The organism is Streptomyces sp. ADI95-16 (assembly GCF_003721495.1).
In the GTDB taxonomy this organism is placed as follows: domain Bacteria; phylum Actinomycetota; class Actinomycetes; order Streptomycetales; family Streptomycetaceae; genus Streptomyces; species Streptomyces goshikiensis.
In genome coordinates this window covers 7,641,759-7,657,552 of record NZ_CP033581.1, presented here as the reverse complement: position 1 = coordinate 7,657,552, position 15,794 = coordinate 7,641,759, and the positions used below count along the sequence as shown (strand labels likewise).

The 15,794-nt window shown below is 72.3% G+C and carries 18 protein-coding genes and 1 pseudogene; 16 read left to right on the top strand and 3 right to left on the bottom strand.

Annotated features, from left to right (window positions below):
- From EES41_RS43315 to EES41_RS34060, 5 genes and pseudogenes are all read left to right on the top strand, one after another.
- Positions 1-384: pseudogene (locus EES41_RS43315) on the top strand (NUDIX domain-containing protein); the annotation flags it as partial.
- A 216-nt stretch (positions 385-600) separates the two neighbouring features.
- Positions 601-1,140: a kinase gene (locus EES41_RS43310; protein WP_254211820.1), complete on the top strand. Its 540-nt coding sequence runs from the start codon at positions 601-603 to the stop codon at positions 1,138-1,140.
- Positions 1,141-1,266: 126 nt separating this feature from the next.
- Positions 1,267-2,496, top strand: coding sequence for a 2-isopropylmalate synthase (locus tag EES41_RS34070; protein WP_123081741.1), 1,230 nt, complete (start codon positions 1,267-1,269; stop codon positions 2,494-2,496).
- A complete protein-coding gene (locus EES41_RS34065; protein ID WP_123081740.1) occupies positions 2,493-3,188 on the top strand; it encodes a Sua5/YciO/YrdC/YwlC family protein in 696 nt (231 codons plus the stop codon). Before EES41_RS34070 ends, EES41_RS34065 begins: the two co-directional genes overlap by 4 nt.
- A 540-nt stretch (positions 3,189-3,728) precedes the next feature.
- Positions 3,729-3,965 (top strand): hypothetical protein, encoded by a 237-nt coding sequence (locus tag EES41_RS34060; protein WP_124290632.1) that lies wholly within the window; start codon positions 3,729-3,731, stop codon positions 3,963-3,965.
- Between the two features lie 37 nt (positions 3,966-4,002).
- Here the strand turns inward: EES41_RS34060 and EES41_RS34055 are convergent, their stop codons facing one another.
- Both EES41_RS34055 and EES41_RS34050 read right to left on the bottom strand, forming a co-directional pair.
- Positions 4,003-4,731 carry a TMEM175 family protein gene (locus EES41_RS34055; RefSeq protein ID WP_123081739.1) on the bottom strand — a complete coding sequence of 243 codons (729 nt, stop codon included), beginning with the start codon at positions 4,729-4,731 and terminating at the stop codon, positions 4,003-4,005.
- 32 nt (positions 4,732-4,763) lie between these two features.
- Positions 4,764-5,966: a S9 family peptidase gene (locus EES41_RS34050; protein WP_123081738.1), complete on the bottom strand. Its 1,203-nt coding sequence runs from the start codon at positions 5,964-5,966 to the stop codon at positions 4,764-4,766.
- 112 nt (positions 5,967-6,078) lie between these two features.
- Here EES41_RS34050 and EES41_RS34045 point away from each other — a divergent pair, with 112 nt between their 5' ends.
- Both EES41_RS34045 and EES41_RS34040 read left to right on the top strand, forming a co-directional pair.
- Positions 6,079-6,690: a TetR-like C-terminal domain-containing protein gene (locus EES41_RS34045; RefSeq protein WP_123081737.1), complete on the top strand. Its 612-nt coding sequence runs from the start codon at positions 6,079-6,081 to the stop codon at positions 6,688-6,690.
- A gap of 60 nt (positions 6,691-6,750) precedes the next feature.
- Entirely contained in the window at positions 6,751-7,395 is a 645-nt protein-coding gene (locus EES41_RS34040) for a DUF6461 domain-containing protein (RefSeq protein ID WP_164496021.1), read from the top strand.
- A 42-nt stretch (positions 7,396-7,437) separates the two neighbouring features.
- On the opposite strand, the gene EES41_RS34035 is transcribed toward EES41_RS34040, so the two are convergent.
- On the bottom strand, positions 7,438-8,112 hold the full coding sequence (locus EES41_RS34035) for a TetR/AcrR family transcriptional regulator (protein ID WP_123081735.1): 675 nt from the start codon (positions 8,110-8,112) through the stop codon (positions 7,438-7,440).
- Positions 8,113-8,211: 99 nt separating this feature from the next.
- Here EES41_RS34035 and EES41_RS34030 point away from each other — a divergent pair, with 99 nt between their 5' ends.
- From EES41_RS34030 to EES41_RS33990, 9 genes are all read left to right on the top strand, one after another.
- Entirely contained in the window at positions 8,212-9,000 is a 789-nt protein-coding gene (locus EES41_RS34030) for an SDR family oxidoreductase (protein ID WP_123081734.1), read from the top strand.
- A gap of 176 nt (positions 9,001-9,176) precedes the next feature.
- Positions 9,177-9,836 (top strand): hypothetical protein, encoded by a 660-nt coding sequence (locus EES41_RS34025; RefSeq protein WP_254211672.1) that lies wholly within the window; start codon positions 9,177-9,179, stop codon positions 9,834-9,836.
- Between the two features lie 150 nt (positions 9,837-9,986).
- A complete protein-coding gene (locus EES41_RS34020) occupies positions 9,987-10,244 on the top strand; it encodes a DUF4404 family protein (RefSeq protein WP_123081732.1) in 258 nt (85 codons plus the stop codon).
- A gap of 21 nt (positions 10,245-10,265) precedes the next feature.
- Entirely contained in the window at positions 10,266-11,222 is a 957-nt protein-coding gene (locus EES41_RS34015; protein WP_123081731.1) for a GlxA family transcriptional regulator, read from the top strand.
- 138 nt (positions 11,223-11,360) lie between these two features.
- Positions 11,361-12,359 carry a type I glyceraldehyde-3-phosphate dehydrogenase gene (gene gap, locus EES41_RS34010; protein ID WP_123081730.1) on the top strand — a complete coding sequence of 333 codons (999 nt, stop codon included), beginning with the start codon at positions 11,361-11,363 and terminating at the stop codon, positions 12,357-12,359.
- 244 nt (positions 12,360-12,603) lie between these two features.
- A complete protein-coding gene (locus EES41_RS34005; RefSeq protein WP_164496020.1) occupies positions 12,604-13,158 on the top strand; it encodes a hypothetical protein in 555 nt (184 codons plus the stop codon).
- A gap of 135 nt (positions 13,159-13,293) precedes the next feature.
- Positions 13,294-14,076, top strand: a complete 783-nt coding sequence (locus EES41_RS34000; RefSeq protein ID WP_174261775.1) for a crotonase/enoyl-CoA hydratase family protein — start codon at positions 13,294-13,296, stop codon at positions 14,074-14,076.
- A gap of 61 nt (positions 14,077-14,137) precedes the next feature.
- The gene (locus EES41_RS33995; protein WP_123081728.1) at positions 14,138-14,770 is read left to right on the top strand and encodes an N-acetyltransferase; all 633 of its coding nucleotides are present in this window, start codon (positions 14,138-14,140) and stop codon (positions 14,768-14,770) included.
- Positions 14,771-15,117: 347 nt separating this feature from the next.
- On the top strand, positions 15,118-15,732 hold the full coding sequence (locus EES41_RS33990; RefSeq protein WP_123081727.1) for a ribosome-inactivating family protein: 615 nt from the start codon (positions 15,118-15,120) through the stop codon (positions 15,730-15,732).
- Positions 15,733-15,794: the final 62 nt, after the last annotated feature.

Genomic DNA, 15,794 nt, shown 5'->3' with positions numbered 1-15,794 from the left:
GTGACCTCGTACGACTCGGCGGCCGGCCGCGAGCGCTACCGGCTGACCGTGGACGTCCACCTGATCCTGCGCCGCGACGGCGAGAGGGGCGCCGAGGTGCTGCTCTCCCGGCGCGCCGGCGACGTGTACGCCGCCGGATTGTGGCACCTTCCCTCGGGCCATCTCGACGGCCCCCACGAGGACATGGTCGAGGCCGTGATCCGCGAGGCCGCCGAGGAGACCGGGGTCGTCATCGACCGGGCGGACGTCACCCTCGCGGTCACCGTCCACCACCGCAGCCCCTTCGGCGGCGCCCGCATCGGCCTGTTCTTCGAGGTCCGGCGGTTCGGCGGTGAGCCGCGCGTCATGGAGCCCGCCGTGTGCGACGCCATGGGCTGGTACCCCCTCGACGCCCCGGCCGAGCCGATGGTGGCCTACTGTCGCGCCGGCCTGGACGCGTACCGTGCCGGCCGGCCCGGCGCCGTCCACTTCCACCAGCCCGGGGACCCCGTCCCGTACCGGGCCGACGGACCGGACCGCACCCGCCTCCTGCCCGGCGCGGGCGGCAGTGGCGGCGGCAAAAGCAGCAGGCGGACACCGCGCCGGGCGCCCCGGACGGCCGTGGGAAGCGAACACACCCGGCTCGTGGTCGTCCGGGGGAACTCGGCTTCGGGCAAGTCCTCGGTGGCGGCGGGGATCCGCGACCGGTTCGGCCGCGGCCTGGCTCTGGTCGGCCAGGACAACCTGCGGCGGATCGTACTGAGGGAGCGCGACGTGCCCGGCGGCGCCAACATCGGACTGATCGGCACGGCCGTCCGGTACGCGCTCGACGCCGGCTACCACGTGGTGGTCGAGGGCATCCTGTACGCCGACCGGTACGGCGACATGCTCGCGGGCCTGCTCGACGCCCACCGCGGAGTCTCGCGCTGCTACTACCTCGACGTCCCCATCGAGGAGACGCTGACGCGGCACGCCTCGAAGGCCGATCCCGGCCTTCTGCTCCAGGTCACCGAGCGGGAGCTGCGTGACTGGTACCGCGAGCGCGATCTCCTCCCCGGTGGCTTCGAGACCGTCATCGGAGCCGACAGCTCCCTCGCCGACACGATCGGGCGCATCATGCGCGACACCGGTCTCGCGGGGCTGTCCGCGCGTACCGACTGAGGCCACGAGCCACAAGTCCCTTACGGGCAACGTAAGTTCGAGCGAGTGCACGGCGCTGACGGGTCGTTGACCAGGTGGTGGCGTCAGCCCGATGTCCGGCGCCCGGGCGCGTGGGGAGTGGTGCGGGTGGATGTGGTGCGGGAGTCGGCCGGTGCGGGGCGGGTGGTGCTGTGGGAGGAGTCGGCCCGGGACGGCGCGCAGGCGAAGACGCTGATGACGGCGGGTTTCCGGGTGCGGCTGGCGCGCGAGACGGGCCGGATCTTCGGCTCGGACGGCCCCCGGCACGTGGTGTTCGCCGCCGGTTTCCCCGCGGTGTGCGGGGAGGAGTTCGAAGCCGTACGCCGGGTCGCGGGGGAGGCCGAAGGCGCGGTGAGCGTCGCGGCGGTCTGCCGCGGGGCGCGGCGGGACCTGGAGCAGGCGGTGGCTTCCGTACGGGGCAGCCGTCATGCCCGGGTGATGGTGGTGGTGCCCGCGTCGGAGGCGATGGCGGAGGTGATGGTCCACCGCGCCGCCCGGGAAGCCCTTCAGGCCGGGGTCGATCTCGTGAAACGGGCCCGCGACCTGGACGAGGGGGTCGCGGTGGACGTGTGCCTGGCGGACGCTTCCCGTGCCGACCACGCACTGATGGCACACTACGCGCGGGCCATGACCGGGGCGGGGGCGGGGCTGGTCGTCCTGGCGGACACGGTGGGCGCCCAACTCCCCTCCGGCTGCGGGGAGATGTTCCGCCAGGTGCGCGCGGAAGCCGGAAGTGAGGTCGTGCTGGCCTCCCACCCGCACAACGATCTCGGGCTGGGGCTGGCCAACACCTTGGAGGCGCTGGCGGCGGGGGCCCGGGTGGTGTCCTCCTCCTGGCTGGGCATCGCCGAGCGGGCCGGCCTGGTCGCCACCGAGCAACTGCTGTTCCTGCTCGCCCGGCACGCCGGCGAACTCCTGGGAGCGGACGCCGCCCCGTGGTGGTCGCCGCCCGATCTGACGCGGCTGCCGGTCATCGCGGAGATGGTGGCCGGGGAGACCGGTGTCCCGCTGGGCGTCACCACGCCCATCGTCGGGACCGGAGTGGGCTCCGTCTCCACGGGCACGCCGTTCGTCCACCCACGGCTCTTCCAGCCCTACGACCCCCAGGAGCTGCTGGGCATCACCCCGCGCGTGGTCCTCACGCACCTGGCCAGCGCCCGGGTCGTCACCGCGGTGGCCACCCGCCTCGGGCACACCCTCGACGGCGAGCGGACCCGTACGGCGATGGCATGGGTCAAGGAGCGCGCCTACCGCACCGGCCGGGCCGTGGTCGAGGACGACGCCTTCGCCGACTACCTCGACGGCCTCACCCACCGCACCGCTGAGGACACGCGATGAGCACCGGATCCGCCCTGCCGCCCCGGGACGCGGCAGACTTGGACGACGCCCGCCGGGCTCTGCGCGGTGGTGCGGCCGTGGTGCTGCCGAACCCCGCTCCGCTCACGTACGTCGTCGCCGCCACCAGGCCGCAGGCGGTGAACGAGGCCAAGGCGAGGCCCTCCGGCCAGCCGGTCGCCCTGTGGGCGCACCACGGCGACACCCGCCACGCCGTCACCGCCCGCACCGCACTCGACGCCACGGGCATCGCCCTGGCCGGCCGGCTGCTGGCCGAGGAACACGTCACCCTGCTGCTGCCGCTCCGCGCCGGGGCCCGGCGGCCCGACTGGCTCGCACCCGCCTGCAAGGACGGCTGGGTACTACTCTTCGGCGCCCGCTGGCAGCCGCTCGCGCCGCTCCTGGACGAACACCCCGTGCTGTACGTGAGCAGCGCCAACCGCACCGGCCACCCGCCCGCCGCCACCTCCGCCGAAGCGCTGGCCATGTTCCCCGCCAGCGTCCCCGTCCTGAGCTGGCCGCACCCCGCCGACGACGCTGCCGACGGCCCGGCCCGCCGGGCGACGACCACCGTGGCCCTGCACGCCGACGGCCGCCTGAGCCTGCACCGCCACGGCGCCCAGGACCAGCCCTTCCCGAACCCGGACGCCTATCTGACGGACCTGCGCACACGGTACGCACCGTCACCCACCTGAAGCGGGCCCCCTGATGGGCGGGCCCGCGTACCCGTTCCGGCGGGCGGGCGTCGCCGAAGCCGGGCGCGGGCTGCCCGCACATCACCTGCGGCGCAGCGCCGTTGGCAAGGGGGTGTGGACAAGTGGCCCGCCGAACGAGGGCACTTCGGCCTCTCGTCGGGGAGAGGGGGTGCGACGGCATCGAGAGACGGGGAGGACCGGCCCCTGCCGCTGTCCCTGGCGAGCGATCGCCGGGTGGCCGTTCCAGGACCCGGCCGGGCAGCTCCGCCCAAGATGCCGGGTCGCGCGTGTGTGACTAGCCTTTGTAGGTGAGAGCCGCAACTGCGGGGAACATCCTCGGCCCGCAGTCATGCGTCACAGCGCGAGGCCATGCATGTGCGCGCCCACCCAGAAGGGGTCCGCGGCCGTCGAGGCCGTGTAGACACGGAGACGCACTCATCGCATCCGATGGGCCATCCGCGCGGTCCGCGCACATCCCTTGCGCGAGAGGCATCGGCTCTGTGCCGCAGTGAGCGGCACACAACTGGAAGGGTTATGACCATGCAATCACTGAGAGTGAAGCGGCTCTTCGCCGTGTCCGCCATCGGTGTTCTGATGGCTGGCGGCGCCGCCCTCGGAGCGGCTGGTTCGGCCTCCGCGGCAACCCCGACGCACTCTGTCACCTACGTGAGCGGTGGCGGCTGGGATGACGACGGATACAACCACCACCACGGCTGGTACGACGACGATGACGACGACTGGGGCGGCTGGGGCGGAGGTTACGGCGACGACTGCTGACCCCCGTCACGCCACTCAGAACGGGCTCGCTGCGGCGTCAGCCCGTTCTGGGTGGCGTTCGTCCGTGTGGGACAAGGCCCGGTACGCGGGGTGGTGGGGTGGGGTGGGCGGCTGGGTTTTTGACGAGGTGGGGGCGCAGGAAGGGAGTGAGGGCCTGGGCTATGGCGCCGGAGAGGAACCAGAGGAGTTGGACCCATGGAGTCCACCAGGCGAGGAGGAGGGTCAGGCCCCAGTAGGCGGTGACCAGCCAGGAGATGGTGCTGTCGAGCCGTTGGGCCGGTTCCTCGGCGGGTGAGGACAGGACGCCGTGGCGGCTCGCCTGGGTCTGGATGCCCGAGCGGCACAGCATGAGGAGGAGGACGACCAGGCCGAAGAGCAGGGCGGCCAGCGGGTTGTCCGGGTAGTGGCCCATGGTCGTGGTGGCGAACGGCAGGAAGCCGGTCAGCAGCAGCAGGGGGAAGTGGAGCATCATCATCGGGCCGGGGACGTGGCTGATCCGGTCGAGCATGGTGTGGTGCTGGCGCCAGATGATCCACAGGACGAGGAAGGCCAGCAGGTAGGAGTAGAAGGAGCCCGCCTCGTGGATGAGGAAGTGCCACAGGTGGTCGGCGGCCTGGGACTTGGAGTCGCCGTCGGTGGTGTCGAAATCCTTTCCCTCGGGGCGGGGGATCTCGATGACCAGCAGGGTCATGGCGATGGCGAAGACCGCGTCGGTGAAGAATCCGAGCCGTTCGGGCGTTTGTCCTGGTCGTGCCGCGTGGTCCATGTCGTTGCGTTCCTCGTGGTCGGCGCCGTCGGTCAGTTGGTGGACAGGGTGGTGTCGAGCCAGTCGAAGGTGGCCTGCTGGAAGCGGGACATCGCTCCCATGTGGCAGTGCTCGCCGGCGCCTTCGGCCTCGGGGAGGGTGATCAGGGTCTGCGGGCAGGTCAGGGCGGCCGCGACGCGCTGGGGCTGGCCGTGGAAGAACTGGTCGTTCTCGGCGTCCAGGATGAGGGTGGGGCAGTCGATGAGGTGGGCGACGCCGTCGAGCGTGTAGTCGGTGGTGCGGCGGATGTAGTCCGCCACCGAGGTGGCGCCGAAGGTCCACACCCCGTTGCGCAGCGCCCAGCGGACCTGGGTGCTGCTCGTCATGAGCAGGCCGGCCACGGGGTTGGCGAGGTCGTCGCGCCCGGTCTCGACCCACTCGCGCAGGAAGGGGGGCATGATCCGGGTGTTGGCGTCGTGGTAGCTGTAGAGGCCGTCGTCCAGGACCAGGGCGGCCAGGCGGTGTTCGTGGGCGGCGGCGCGGGCGGTGAGGTAGCCGCCGAGGCTGTAGCCCATCAGGACGATCCGGTCGGGGGCGATCTCGGGGCGGGTCAGGGCGCAGTCGACCACCGGGGTCACCACGGCCTCCCAGTCGGGGCGGAAGACCAGTGCCTGTTCGCGCAGTGCCGCGCCCTGGCCGGGGCCGTCGTAGGCCAGCACGTTGTAACCGCGGCGCAGCGCGGCCGCGGCGACGACGAAGTAGACCTCCTCCAGGGTGGAGTCGAAGCCGCTGGTGAAGATGACGGTGGGGCGGGGGGTGCCCGAGTCGTCGACGAGGAAGAGGTAGCCGGGCAGGCTGGTGTCCTGGTAGGGGATGCGCACGGCCTCGACGGGGGTGTCCATGAGGGCGGCGGCCTGGGCGAAGGTCTCGCGGGACAGGGTGGACAGGAGCTTGACCTCGGGGTCGTTGGCGGGGTCGTCGCGGCGGTAGAACTCGGCGGTGCGGTAGTAGTTCGAGGCGCGCAGCAGGGCCTCGCGGGCACTGACCCGGTGCCCGGCCGCCAGGGCGCGGCTGCCGATGGCATGGACGCGCTGCGCGGTGTTCTTCCACTCCCGCAGCCAGGCATCCTCGTCGCCCTCGCCGATGTTGCGGGCGGTGGCCAGGACCTCGCCCAGGTCGGAGCCGCCGTCGTTGGCGAACCCCGCCGCCCGCAGCGTCTCGAAGGAGAACGACTCGTCGTCGAACAGGAACTTCATGGCGCACTCCCGGAACCTTGGCGAGACGGAACGGTTGCGTCTCGGCTAGAGGCAGACACTAACGGGCACTCAGTCGAGACGCAACCGTTCCGTCTCGTGATAGTTTCGGAGCATGTCGAGCCCACCCGCACCGCAGACCCCCGAACGCAGGCTCCCTGGAGGACCGGTCCTCCAGGACTCGGTGACTGAGGCGATCGCGGCCGCCTTCTTCGAGGAACTGGCCCAGGTCGGTTACGCCAAGCTCTCCCTGGAGGCTGTCGCCAAGCGCGCCGGAGCGGGCAAGGCCGCCATCTACCGGCGCTGGCCGTCCAAACTGGCGATGACCATCGCCCTGATCTCGCAGGTCGTGTCGAGCGCGGTCGAGATCGGCGACAGTGGCACCCTGCGCGGGGACGTACTCGCGTTCGTCACCGACGCCGCGGCGGCGCTGCGCCACCGGCTCCCCACGAGGATCGCCCCCGACCTGCTCGCAGAGAGCACCCGTAACCCCGAACTGGCACAGGCCCTCCTCGCCGCAGTGCGCGATCCCCGCCGGGCCAGGGCGGTCGGCATGCTGGAACGGGCGATCGAGCGGGGCGAGTTGCCGGCCGACGTCGATCGCGACCTCGCACTGGACATGCTGGCCGGCCCGCTCTACTGGCGGCTGGCGGTGGTGCACGCGCCGACCGCGCCCGACTACCTGGACAGGCTGACCGACAAGATCGTCGCCGCCATCACCGCCTGAGGGCTGCCCCATGAATGCTGAGGGGCCGCACTGTCAGAGGGGCCGGGCAAAATGGCCGCCATGACGGACGGAACGATCTGGCTCGCCGCCCCCCGGTCCATAACCTTCGGGGGCTACCACGTGGTGCTGGCCCGCGGGCTCACCCCGGACGAGCTCGCCGCTCGCCTCGCGGCAGCCGTGGACGGCGCGGAGTGCGGCGTCGTGGCGGTCGGGGAGCACACCGGGGACACCCTGCTCGAACTCATCGACGACACCTACGGCGACGCCTTCGCGGCCATCGGCCTGCGCCTCGGCCGCGCCGGGGACTGGACGTACGCGGTCGCGTACGGCGGCTGGCCGGGCGAGTTCGGCCCGCTGGAGCCGGTCTCGCGAGGCGGCGCGCACGTCTGCCTCCTGGAGTACGAGGAGGAGAACGGCAAGCCGGTCCCGCCGCAGTTCGCGTACTTCCACGACGGCCGCCTGCTGAGCGCCTGCAACCTGCACCTGGACGCGTCGTGGGGCTACACGGGGGTCGATGGCGACCCCGCGACGGCGCGCCGCCTACAGGATCGGCTGACCGCCGCCGGTCTTCCGGACCCCGAGCGGAACCGGGGCGAGGCGCACCGGATCGCGCTGGGGGTCATCGAGCGGTTCTTCGGGCTCTCGCTGCCGAGGACCCCGATCGTGGAGGGCGCGCTGCCGTCCGTCCTGCTGGAGCCGAGGTAAGGCACACCGGGCGCCCGGCCGCGCCGACCGCCGGGGGCGGGTTCAGCGGCCGGGTCGCAGGCCGGCCAGCAGGACCTCCAGGGCCAGTTCCGTCGCCTCGGACAAGGGGGTGTCGTCGAGGAGCGAGGCGACGGCGAGGGTGGCGAGGCCGTGCACGGTCGAGAAGGCGACCTGGGCGAGCTGGACGGGATCGCCCGGGCGTACGGCCCCCGTCCGCTGCCCCGCCTCCATCAGCCGGGCGACGATCAGCAGGCTCTCGTGGCCGAGTTCGCGCAGCTCGGCGCTGGAGTCGTCGGCGTGCTTGACGGTGAACATCAGGTCCAGCAGAGCCGTGTGCCCGACGGCGAAGTCCACGTAGGCCCGGCCCAGCTCGGCCAGCCGCACCCCGACCGGCCCGGCGGCTCCGGCGGCCCCGGCGGCCCCGGCGGTCTCGTCGGTCCCGACCCGCTCGTCGGTCTCGTCTCTCTCGTCGGTCCCACCGGCCGCCGCCGAGCGCAGGCGTGCGTTCAGCGTGGTGAAGCCGCTGACCGCGAGGGCGTCGAGGAGGGCCTGCCGGTCGCGGAAGTGCCGCGAGGGCGCCGCGTGGCTCACGCCCAAGTCGCGGGCGAGGCCCCGCAGGCTCAGGCCTTCCGCCCCCGAGGCGGTGAGGACGACCTCGGCGCGCTCCAGCAGGGCGGCCCTGAGATTGCCGTGGTGGTACGACCCGTCGACGGTCAAGACGGACCCCTCTCTGGAATGTTGTCATTGACTACAATGCTGGCGGTGCCTACATTGATTATGTCGTACGCGGCAACCCAGCGAAGTGGAGCAGTCGACATGTCGATGACCTACCGGGGCACGGTGGCCCTCATCACCGGGGCGAGCGCGGGACTCGGCGTCGAGTTCGCCCGTCAGTGGGCCGAGCGCGGCGCGGACGTGGTGCTGGTGGCCCGCCGCCTGGACCGGCTCGAGGAACTCGCGCGGGACCTGGAGAAGCGGCACGGGATCCGGGCCACGCCCATCGCGGCCGACCTGGCCCTGCCCGGAGCGGGCGCGGCCCTGCACGCGGAGCTCGAAGCCCGCGGGATCCGGATCCAGACGCTGATCAACAACGCGGGCTTCGGCAGCCACGGCCCGTTCCTGGAGCAGGACCCCGCGCAGATCGACCGGATGATCCAGCTCAACGTGGCGGCGGTCGCCGGCCTGACCCGCGCCTTCCTGCCCGACCTGGTGGCCGACGGCCGGGGCGCGCTGGTCACCCTCGCCAGCACCGCGGCCTACCAGCCGACCCCCGCGATGGCGGTGTACGGGGCGACCAAGGCGTTCGCGCTCAGCCTCACCGAAGCGATCGCCTTCGAGACCCGTGCCTCCTCGCTTCGGGTGCTCGCCGTCTCCCCCGGGCCGACGAGCACCGAGTTCTTCGACGTGGCCGGCAGCCAGGACGCGGCCGTCGGCAAGATGTCCACGCCCGGGCAGGTCGTCTCCACCGCCCTCCGCGCCCTCGAACGCGGCACGACCCCGCCGAGCGTGGTCGCCGGAATCGGCAACCGCCTCTCCGCGCTGGCCTCGGGCATCGCACCCCGCCGCCTCGCCCTGGCCGTCGCCGGCCGAGCCCTGAAGGCCTGACCCCGGCCGCGGAAGGCTCCGCCGACCGAGCGGGGCGCCGTGGCGGGAGGGGGATGTCGTCTCAAGGACGGCGGGCGCACGGTCGCGCTGCCCTGCCCGGACGGTGTCGTCGTCCCGCACGTCACAGGAATGTCACTCCCGCCCGGCCGCTACGCACTGTGGGCAACCATGTACGGATGCGCACGCACCGCACCACCACCGCCCTGCTGATCGCCGCCGTCGGCGCCCTCGCCCTCACCGCCTGCGACCCGCAGGCCGCCGGCCCGGACGGCAAGGCCTCCACCCCCGGCGCCGGCACCTCCGCCCCTTCGGCCACGGCCTCGGGGCAAGCCCCAGGCAAGGCCCCCGGCAAGACGACGACGGCCACCCTCCCCCAACTCGTCAGCAAGGGCCTCCAGACCGCACAGGACGAGGCCCAGGCCGCCGGTTTCTTCTCCCTGAAGTCCCACGACAGCCTCGGCCAGGAGCGGCTCCAGGCCCTGGACCGCAACTGGAAGGTGTGCAGCCAGACTCCCGCCGGCGGCACGAAGGTCGACACCGGCACCACCGTCGACTTCGGCGCGGTGAAGCTGGAGGAGTCCTGCCCGGCCGCCGACGCGCCCGCCCCGCAGCCGGTGGGCAAGACCATGCCGGACTTCACCGGCAAGGGCATGAAGGCGGTCCGGGCGAGCCTGCCCTCGAATGCCGGCGTCACCGTCAAGGACGCCCTCCAGAACCGCATGGTGCTCCAGGAGTCGAACTGGAAGGTGTGCACCCAGGACCCGAAGGCGGGAGCCGCGCTGGGCGGGCAGCCGCTCTCCTTCACCGTCGTCAAAACGCAGGAGTCCTGCCCCTGACCCTCCGGCCGATGTGGCGCGCCCCCGGCGGCGCCGCGAAGATCCGCCGGGGACGGACAGGTGTACGTTCACCATCGGCGGGCAACTGGACGGTATCCGCCCGGGGGAAAGAAATCTCCGGCACAGGCGGCGAGCAACCGAGGAGGCGCGGTGTCGAACCACGCGACGAACGCACATCTGGAGGCCCTGCGCGAGGAGGTGCGGGCGACGGACTCCCGCCTCACCCCGCAGGAACGCGCGCACCTGGAGTCCCTGCTGGACGACCTGGCGGCGGACCGCGCGGCCGCCGACGCCCCCGGGACGGCCACGTCGCTGAACCACGCCGCGGAGCGCTTCGAGGTGCGCCACCCCTCCCTGGCCGCGGCCCTGCGCAATCTCGGCGTCAGCCTGGCCAACATCGGCATCTGAGCGTCCGCGTACCCTCTATCCGTGTCCGCCTCCCGTCTGCATCGCGTCGCCGTCCTCGTACTGGAAGGTGCGAAACCCCTCGACGTCGGGATTCCCGCGCAGGTCTTCGCGACCCGGGCGAGCATGCCGTACGAGGTGCGGGTCTGCGGTGCGGCGCCGGGCCTCGTGACCGGCGGCGACGGGCTGTCGTACTACGTGACCCACGGGCTCGACGCGCTCGCCTGGGCCGACATCGTCTTCGTCCCCGGCTACCGCTTCCCCGACCGCGAGGACCCGCCGGGGGCCGTCATCGACGCGCTGATCGCGGCTCACGACCGGGGCGCGCGGCTCGCGGCCATCTCGACGGGCGCGTTCGCGCTCGCCGCGACCGGCCTGCTCGACGGCAAGCGGGCCACGACCCACTGGCATTACGCACGTGCGCTCGCGGCGAAACACCCGCTCGTCCAGCTCGACGAGAACGTCCTCTTCGTCGACGAGGGCAGCGTGCTGACGTCGGCCGGCGCCGCCTCGGGAATCGACCTCTGCCTGCACGTCCTGCGCGGCGACCTCGGTGTGGCGGCGTCGAACCACGCGGCCCGGCGGCTGGTAGCGGCCCCCTACCGCAGCGGCGGCCAGGCGCAGTACGTGCCGCGCAGCGTGCCCGAGCCGCTCGGCGAGCGGTTCGCCGCCACCCGCGAGTGGGCGCTGCACCGGCTCGGCGAGCCGCTCACCCTGGAGGCGCTGGCCCAGCACGCGGGGGTGTCGCCCCGTACGTTCTCGCGGCGGTTCGTGGAGGACACGGGCTACACGCCGATGCAGTGGGTGATGCGCGCCCGGATCGACGTGGCCCGTGAGCTGCTGGAGCGTTCGGAGCGCAGCGTCGAGCAGATCGCGGGGGACGTCGGGCTCGGAACCGGCGCGAACCTGCGGCTGCACTTCCAGCGGATCCTCGACACCACCCCGAGCGAGTACCGGCGCACCTTCACCCAGGGCTCCTGAGCCCTCTCTTTCGTACCTCGCCCCGGGCGTCGTCCCCCGCGTGGCGAGATCCTTTTGAACCGTGGCAATCACGCCGCTGTCATGCGCGGCCGCCGGGCGCGACTCTGGTGGCGAACAGAAGCAGAAGGGACATGGCTCATGACTCGCATCGCCATCAACGGATTCGGCCGCATCGGACGCAACGTGCTCCGCGCGCTCCTCGAACGCGACAGCGACCTGGAGGTGGTCGCCGTCAACGACCTCACGGAGCCCGCCACCCTCGCGCGGCTGCTCGCGTACGACAGCACGTCCGGCCGGCTCGGCCGCCCGGTGACGGTCGACGGGAACACCCTCGTCGTCGACGGCCGCCGCATCAAGGTCCTCGCGGAGCGGGAGCCGGAGCAGCTGCCGTGGGCCGAACTCGGCGTCGACATCGTGCTGGAGGCGACCGGCCGCTTCACGTCGGCCGAGGCCGCCCGCGGGCACGTCAAGGCGGGTGCGAAGAAGGTCCTCGTCAGCGCTCCTTCGGACGGCGCCGACGTCACGCTCGCGTTCGGGGTCAACACCGACGCGTACGACCCGGCCCTGCACACGATCGTCTCGAACGCCTCGTGCACGACCAACGCGCTCGCGCCGCTGGCCGCCGTCCTCGACGACCTCGCCGGCATCGAGCACGGTTTCATGACGACGGTGCACGCCTACACGCAGGAGCAGAACCTGCAGGACGGTCCGCACCGCGACCCCCGCCGCGCCCGCGCCGCCGGTGTCAACATCGTGCCGACCACGACGGGCGCCGCGAAGGCGATCGGCCTCGTGCTGCCGAACCTTGAGGGCAAGCTGTCGGGCGACTCGATCCGGGTGCCGGTTCCGGTGGGCTCGATCGTCGAACTCAACACGACGGTCGCCCGTGACGTGACGCGCGAGGACGTCCTGGCGGCCTACCGCGCCGCGGCTTCGGGCCCGCTGGCCGGCGTACTCGAATACTCGGACGACCCGCTGGTGTCCTCCGACATCACGGGCAACCCCGCCTCGTCGATCTTCGACTCGGAGCTCACCCGCGTCGAGGGCCGCCACATCAAGGTGGTCGCCTGGTACGACAACGAGTGGGGCTTCTCGAACCGCGTGATCGACACCCTCACGCTCCTCGCCGCGGGCTGAACCACGCCGGGACACCCGCGCGCCCGGTTCGGGCGGGCGCCGGCGTCCCCCTTCCATTCGGGGCCACACCACGCCCCGTACGGGTGAAGGCTCGGAATGGTGTGCGGGTCTCTTCGGGGTCGGCGTGCGAGGTTCTCACCCGGACAGGGGCCGCGACCGACCGTGCGTGGAGGGTCGGGCCTCCTGCGAAGGCTTGCCTTTCGCGTCATCGGGAGGCGGGCTCGCACTCACCGGAAGGAAGCACATGAGGAAGCTCACTTGGGCTGCGCGGGGTGTCGCCGCGGTATCGGGAGCCATGCTCCTGGGGGCGCTGGCCATGCCGGCGGCGGCCGCCCATGGCGGACCGGACCCCAAGGGCACGGCCAAGGGCCAGCCGGCCAAGGGCAAGCCCTCGAAGGGCAGGCCCGCCAGTGCCACCCCTGCCAGGCCCACCACCCCCCGGTGTTCGTCCGAGCGCGACGTCAGCTCGGCCGTGGTCGACTACTCCAGCAGCGGCCTGTTCGAGACAGTGTTCCGCGCGGCGACCGACCGTCAGGGCCACGCGTTCCTCAACGACAGCCGCAACCCGGGGGTCTGGATCAACCTCGCCCTCCTCCCGGGCGCGCCGACCTGCGCCCAGGACACCGCCCTCTCGGTCACCGAGGAAGACCCCGGCAACCTCTACATCTCCCTGCTGGGCAGCAACGGCACCCTCTACCAGGCCCAGTGCACCACGGCCAGCGGTGCGCCGTTCACTCCGGCGACCCTGCCCGCGGCGTGCGGCGCCGGCTTCACGCCCATCTCGGGCACGCCCGTCTAACCACCCGCCCCCGGTCTGCCCGTCGGCATGCCGGAGCCGGTACACGCCACTCGTCACGGCCGGTCGCCCTGTGCGGCCGGCCGTGACGCGTTCGGCACCCCCACAATGGAGGCTCGCGAAGGGGAGGGGTGCGGCATGGTGGAGGAGCAGGCCTCGGTGCGGGTGGAGCGGGACGGGCCGGTGTTCACGGTGGTCCTGAGCAGGCCGGGGGTCCGCAACGCCGTGGACGGTCCGACGGCGGCACGGCTCGCCGACGCGTTCCGCGCGTTCGAGGCCGACGAGGACGCGGCGGTCGCGGTGCTCTGGGGCGAGGGCGGGACGTTCTGCGCGGGCGCGGACCTGAAGGCCATCGGCACCGAGCGCGGCAATCAGGTGCTCGCCTCGGGAGACGGCCCGATGGGGCCGACCCGGATGCGGCTGAGCAAGCCGGTGGTCGCGGCCGTGGCCGGGCACGCGGTGGCGGGGGGACTGGAGTTGGCGCTCTGGTGCGACCTTCGGGTCGTGGAGGAGGACGCGGTCTTCGGTGTGTTCTGCCGCCGCTGGGGTGTGCCGCTGATCGACGGCGGCACGGTGCGGCTGCCCCGCCTGATCGGTGAGAGCCGGGCCATGGACCTGATCCTGACGGGCCGTCCGGTCAGCGCCGCCGAGGCCTACGACATCGGCCTCGCCCACCGCGTGGTGCCTGCGGGGCGGTCCCGGCAGGCGGCCGAGGAACTGGCCCGCGAGATCGCCGCGTTCCCCCAGCTGTGCCTGCGCCACGACCGGCTGTCCGTCCTGGAGCAGCACGGGCTGGGCGAGGCCGAGGCGCTGGCCGGAGAGTACCGGCACGGGCTGGTGCCGCTGACCGCGGGTGAAACCCGGGCGGGGGCGGGCCGTTTCGCCTCGGGCGCGGGCCGGCACGGCGCGTTCGGGGAATGAGCGGGGCGTCCGCGTCGGCGGGGCGCACCCGGCTCGGGCGTCCAAGATCATCAGGTGCAGAATGACCCGTATGTCGATAACGAACACTCCGGAACCGGCAACGATCGACGACGCCGCACCGATCGGCCACAACCTGGCCCGCGCTTTCGGCGACGACCCGATGATGTGCTGGTTCTTCCCCGACGAGGCCACGCGCGAGGCGGGGATGGCCCGCTACTTCAGCACCCTCTTCATCCGGCAGTACGCCCTCCACGGCGTCTGCGAGCACACCGGGTCGGCGGCCGCCTACTGGGTGCCACCGGGCGCGCAGGACAAGGCCGTTCCCGACGCGGAGACCGTCCGGGAGCTCTCGGAGATCCTCGGCGACCGGGCCGCGCTGTTCCGGCAGGCCGCGGAGGCCGCAGCCGGGCACGGGCCCCAGGAACCGCACTGGTACCTGGCCGTGCTCGGCGCGGACCCGGCCGCCCAGGGCCGGGGACACGGAGCCGCCCTCCTGCGCTCGGGCCTCGCCAAGGCCGACGCGGACGGGCTGGCGACCTACCTGGAGTCCTCCAAGGCGTCCAACCTCCCCTTCTACGAGCACTTCGGCTTCGAGGTGACCGGCGAGGTCGAACTCCCCGGTGGCGGGCCGACCTTGTGGGCGATGCGCCGAGCCCCGCGCCCCGCCGACACCGCGCCCGCGACCGCGCGCTGACGCACCGCCGCTCCGAGAACGGCCGCCCGACCGCCCGCCTGCCCACCCGCCCCTCCACCGACGTGACGATGCCCGCCGCCCCCGGGCGCGGCGGGCATCGCACGATCACATACCCGGCGCCGCGGGACGCGACGGCGTGATCAGTTCTTAGCATCAGAGGGTAAATACCCGCTCCACCGCCGCATGACCGACTACAAAGGACCGGACCGAAGGAAGTCCGGCAACACCGAATGATGCCGACCGCCCACAGTTGTGCGTGCGGGCGGCAGGATGGGAGATCCGGTGGAGGTCAATGCGAATACGGTGGACTTCCCTCCTGGGAGTCCGATTTCCGGCTCGGCCCACTGATGCGCGCCATCGTATTGAAGCCCGTGTCGTTTTCCGTGGCACACGCTTCCGTGGGCGATTACCGGCTGCTCGCCTCGTCCATCCGGTCCCGGGCCGCGTTGGCGCAGTGTCTGCCCGGGCGGGCGGGGAACGAGGAGGTGAGCGCTCGGTACCTGCCCGTCCGCATTCAGCTGAGAGGTTTGTTCATCGAGCTCTTCATCGAGCTCCGCACACAGAATTCAGTTCTCCGAATCACTGGATTCCGCAATACCTTCGAGAACTGGCAGGCCCCGCCGGAGGGGCGTTTCCGGCACGTGCGGGACGCGGTCGCGCCACCGGGAGTCCTTCGAGCGGAAGCCCTTTCGTTCGAAGGGGAGGTTCCCGCCCTTGAGGCGGCGGCCGAAGTGGGAAGAACAGGGCTTTCCCTGGGCCGTCGGCCCATGATGAAGGCCGTGATGTGGCTGCACCGGAACACCGATCCGAAGTGCACCGCGCTCGGGATGCTCGTGCTCGGAGAGATGCTCTGCGAGGCTGCCAGCTCCCCCGTCCTGGCACAAGAGATGTCCCGCATCTGGATGACCGGCGGACCGCTGCCGGCCCGGACGGAACCGGTCCCGTCGAAGTCGGCCGCGTAGCAGCGGACGGCGCCGCTGCCGGTTCTCCGAAAAAATCTCAAGGAAGCGCCAATCCAAAGGAG

Coding starts and splice junctions, on each gene's coding strand:
- EES41_RS34030 (WP_123081734.1), top strand. CDS start 8,212: ATGTCGATGACCTACCGGGGCACGGTGGCCCTCATCACCGGGGCGAGC.
- EES41_RS34025 (WP_254211672.1), top strand. CDS start 9,177: ATGCGCACGCACCGCACCACCACCGCCCTGCTGATCGCCGCCGTCGGC.
- EES41_RS34055 (WP_123081739.1), bottom strand. CDS start 4,731: ATGGACCACGCGGCACGACCAGGACAAACGCCCGAACGGCTCGGATTC.
- EES41_RS34000 (WP_174261775.1), top strand. CDS start 13,294: ATGGTGGAGGAGCAGGCCTCGGTGCGGGTGGAGCGGGACGGGCCGGTG.
- EES41_RS34045 (WP_123081737.1), top strand. CDS start 6,079: ATGTCGAGCCCACCCGCACCGCAGACCCCCGAACGCAGGCTCCCTGGA.
- EES41_RS34065 (WP_123081740.1), top strand. CDS start 2,493: ATGAGCACCGGATCCGCCCTGCCGCCCCGGGACGCGGCAGACTTGGAC.
- gap (WP_123081730.1), top strand. CDS start 11,361: ATGACTCGCATCGCCATCAACGGATTCGGCCGCATCGGACGCAACGTG.
- EES41_RS33990 (WP_123081727.1), top strand. CDS start 15,118: ATGCGCGCCATCGTATTGAAGCCCGTGTCGTTTTCCGTGGCACACGCT.
- EES41_RS34050 (WP_123081738.1), bottom strand. CDS start 5,966: ATGAAGTTCCTGTTCGACGACGAGTCGTTCTCCTTCGAGACGCTGCGG.
- EES41_RS34060 (WP_124290632.1), top strand. CDS start 3,729: ATGCAATCACTGAGAGTGAAGCGGCTCTTCGCCGTGTCCGCCATCGGT.
- EES41_RS34005 (WP_164496020.1), top strand. CDS start 12,604: ATGAGGAAGCTCACTTGGGCTGCGCGGGGTGTCGCCGCGGTATCGGGA.
- EES41_RS33995 (WP_123081728.1), top strand. CDS start 14,138: ATGACCCGTATGTCGATAACGAACACTCCGGAACCGGCAACGATCGAC.
- EES41_RS34040 (WP_164496021.1), top strand. CDS start 6,751: ATGACGGACGGAACGATCTGGCTCGCCGCCCCCCGGTCCATAACCTTC.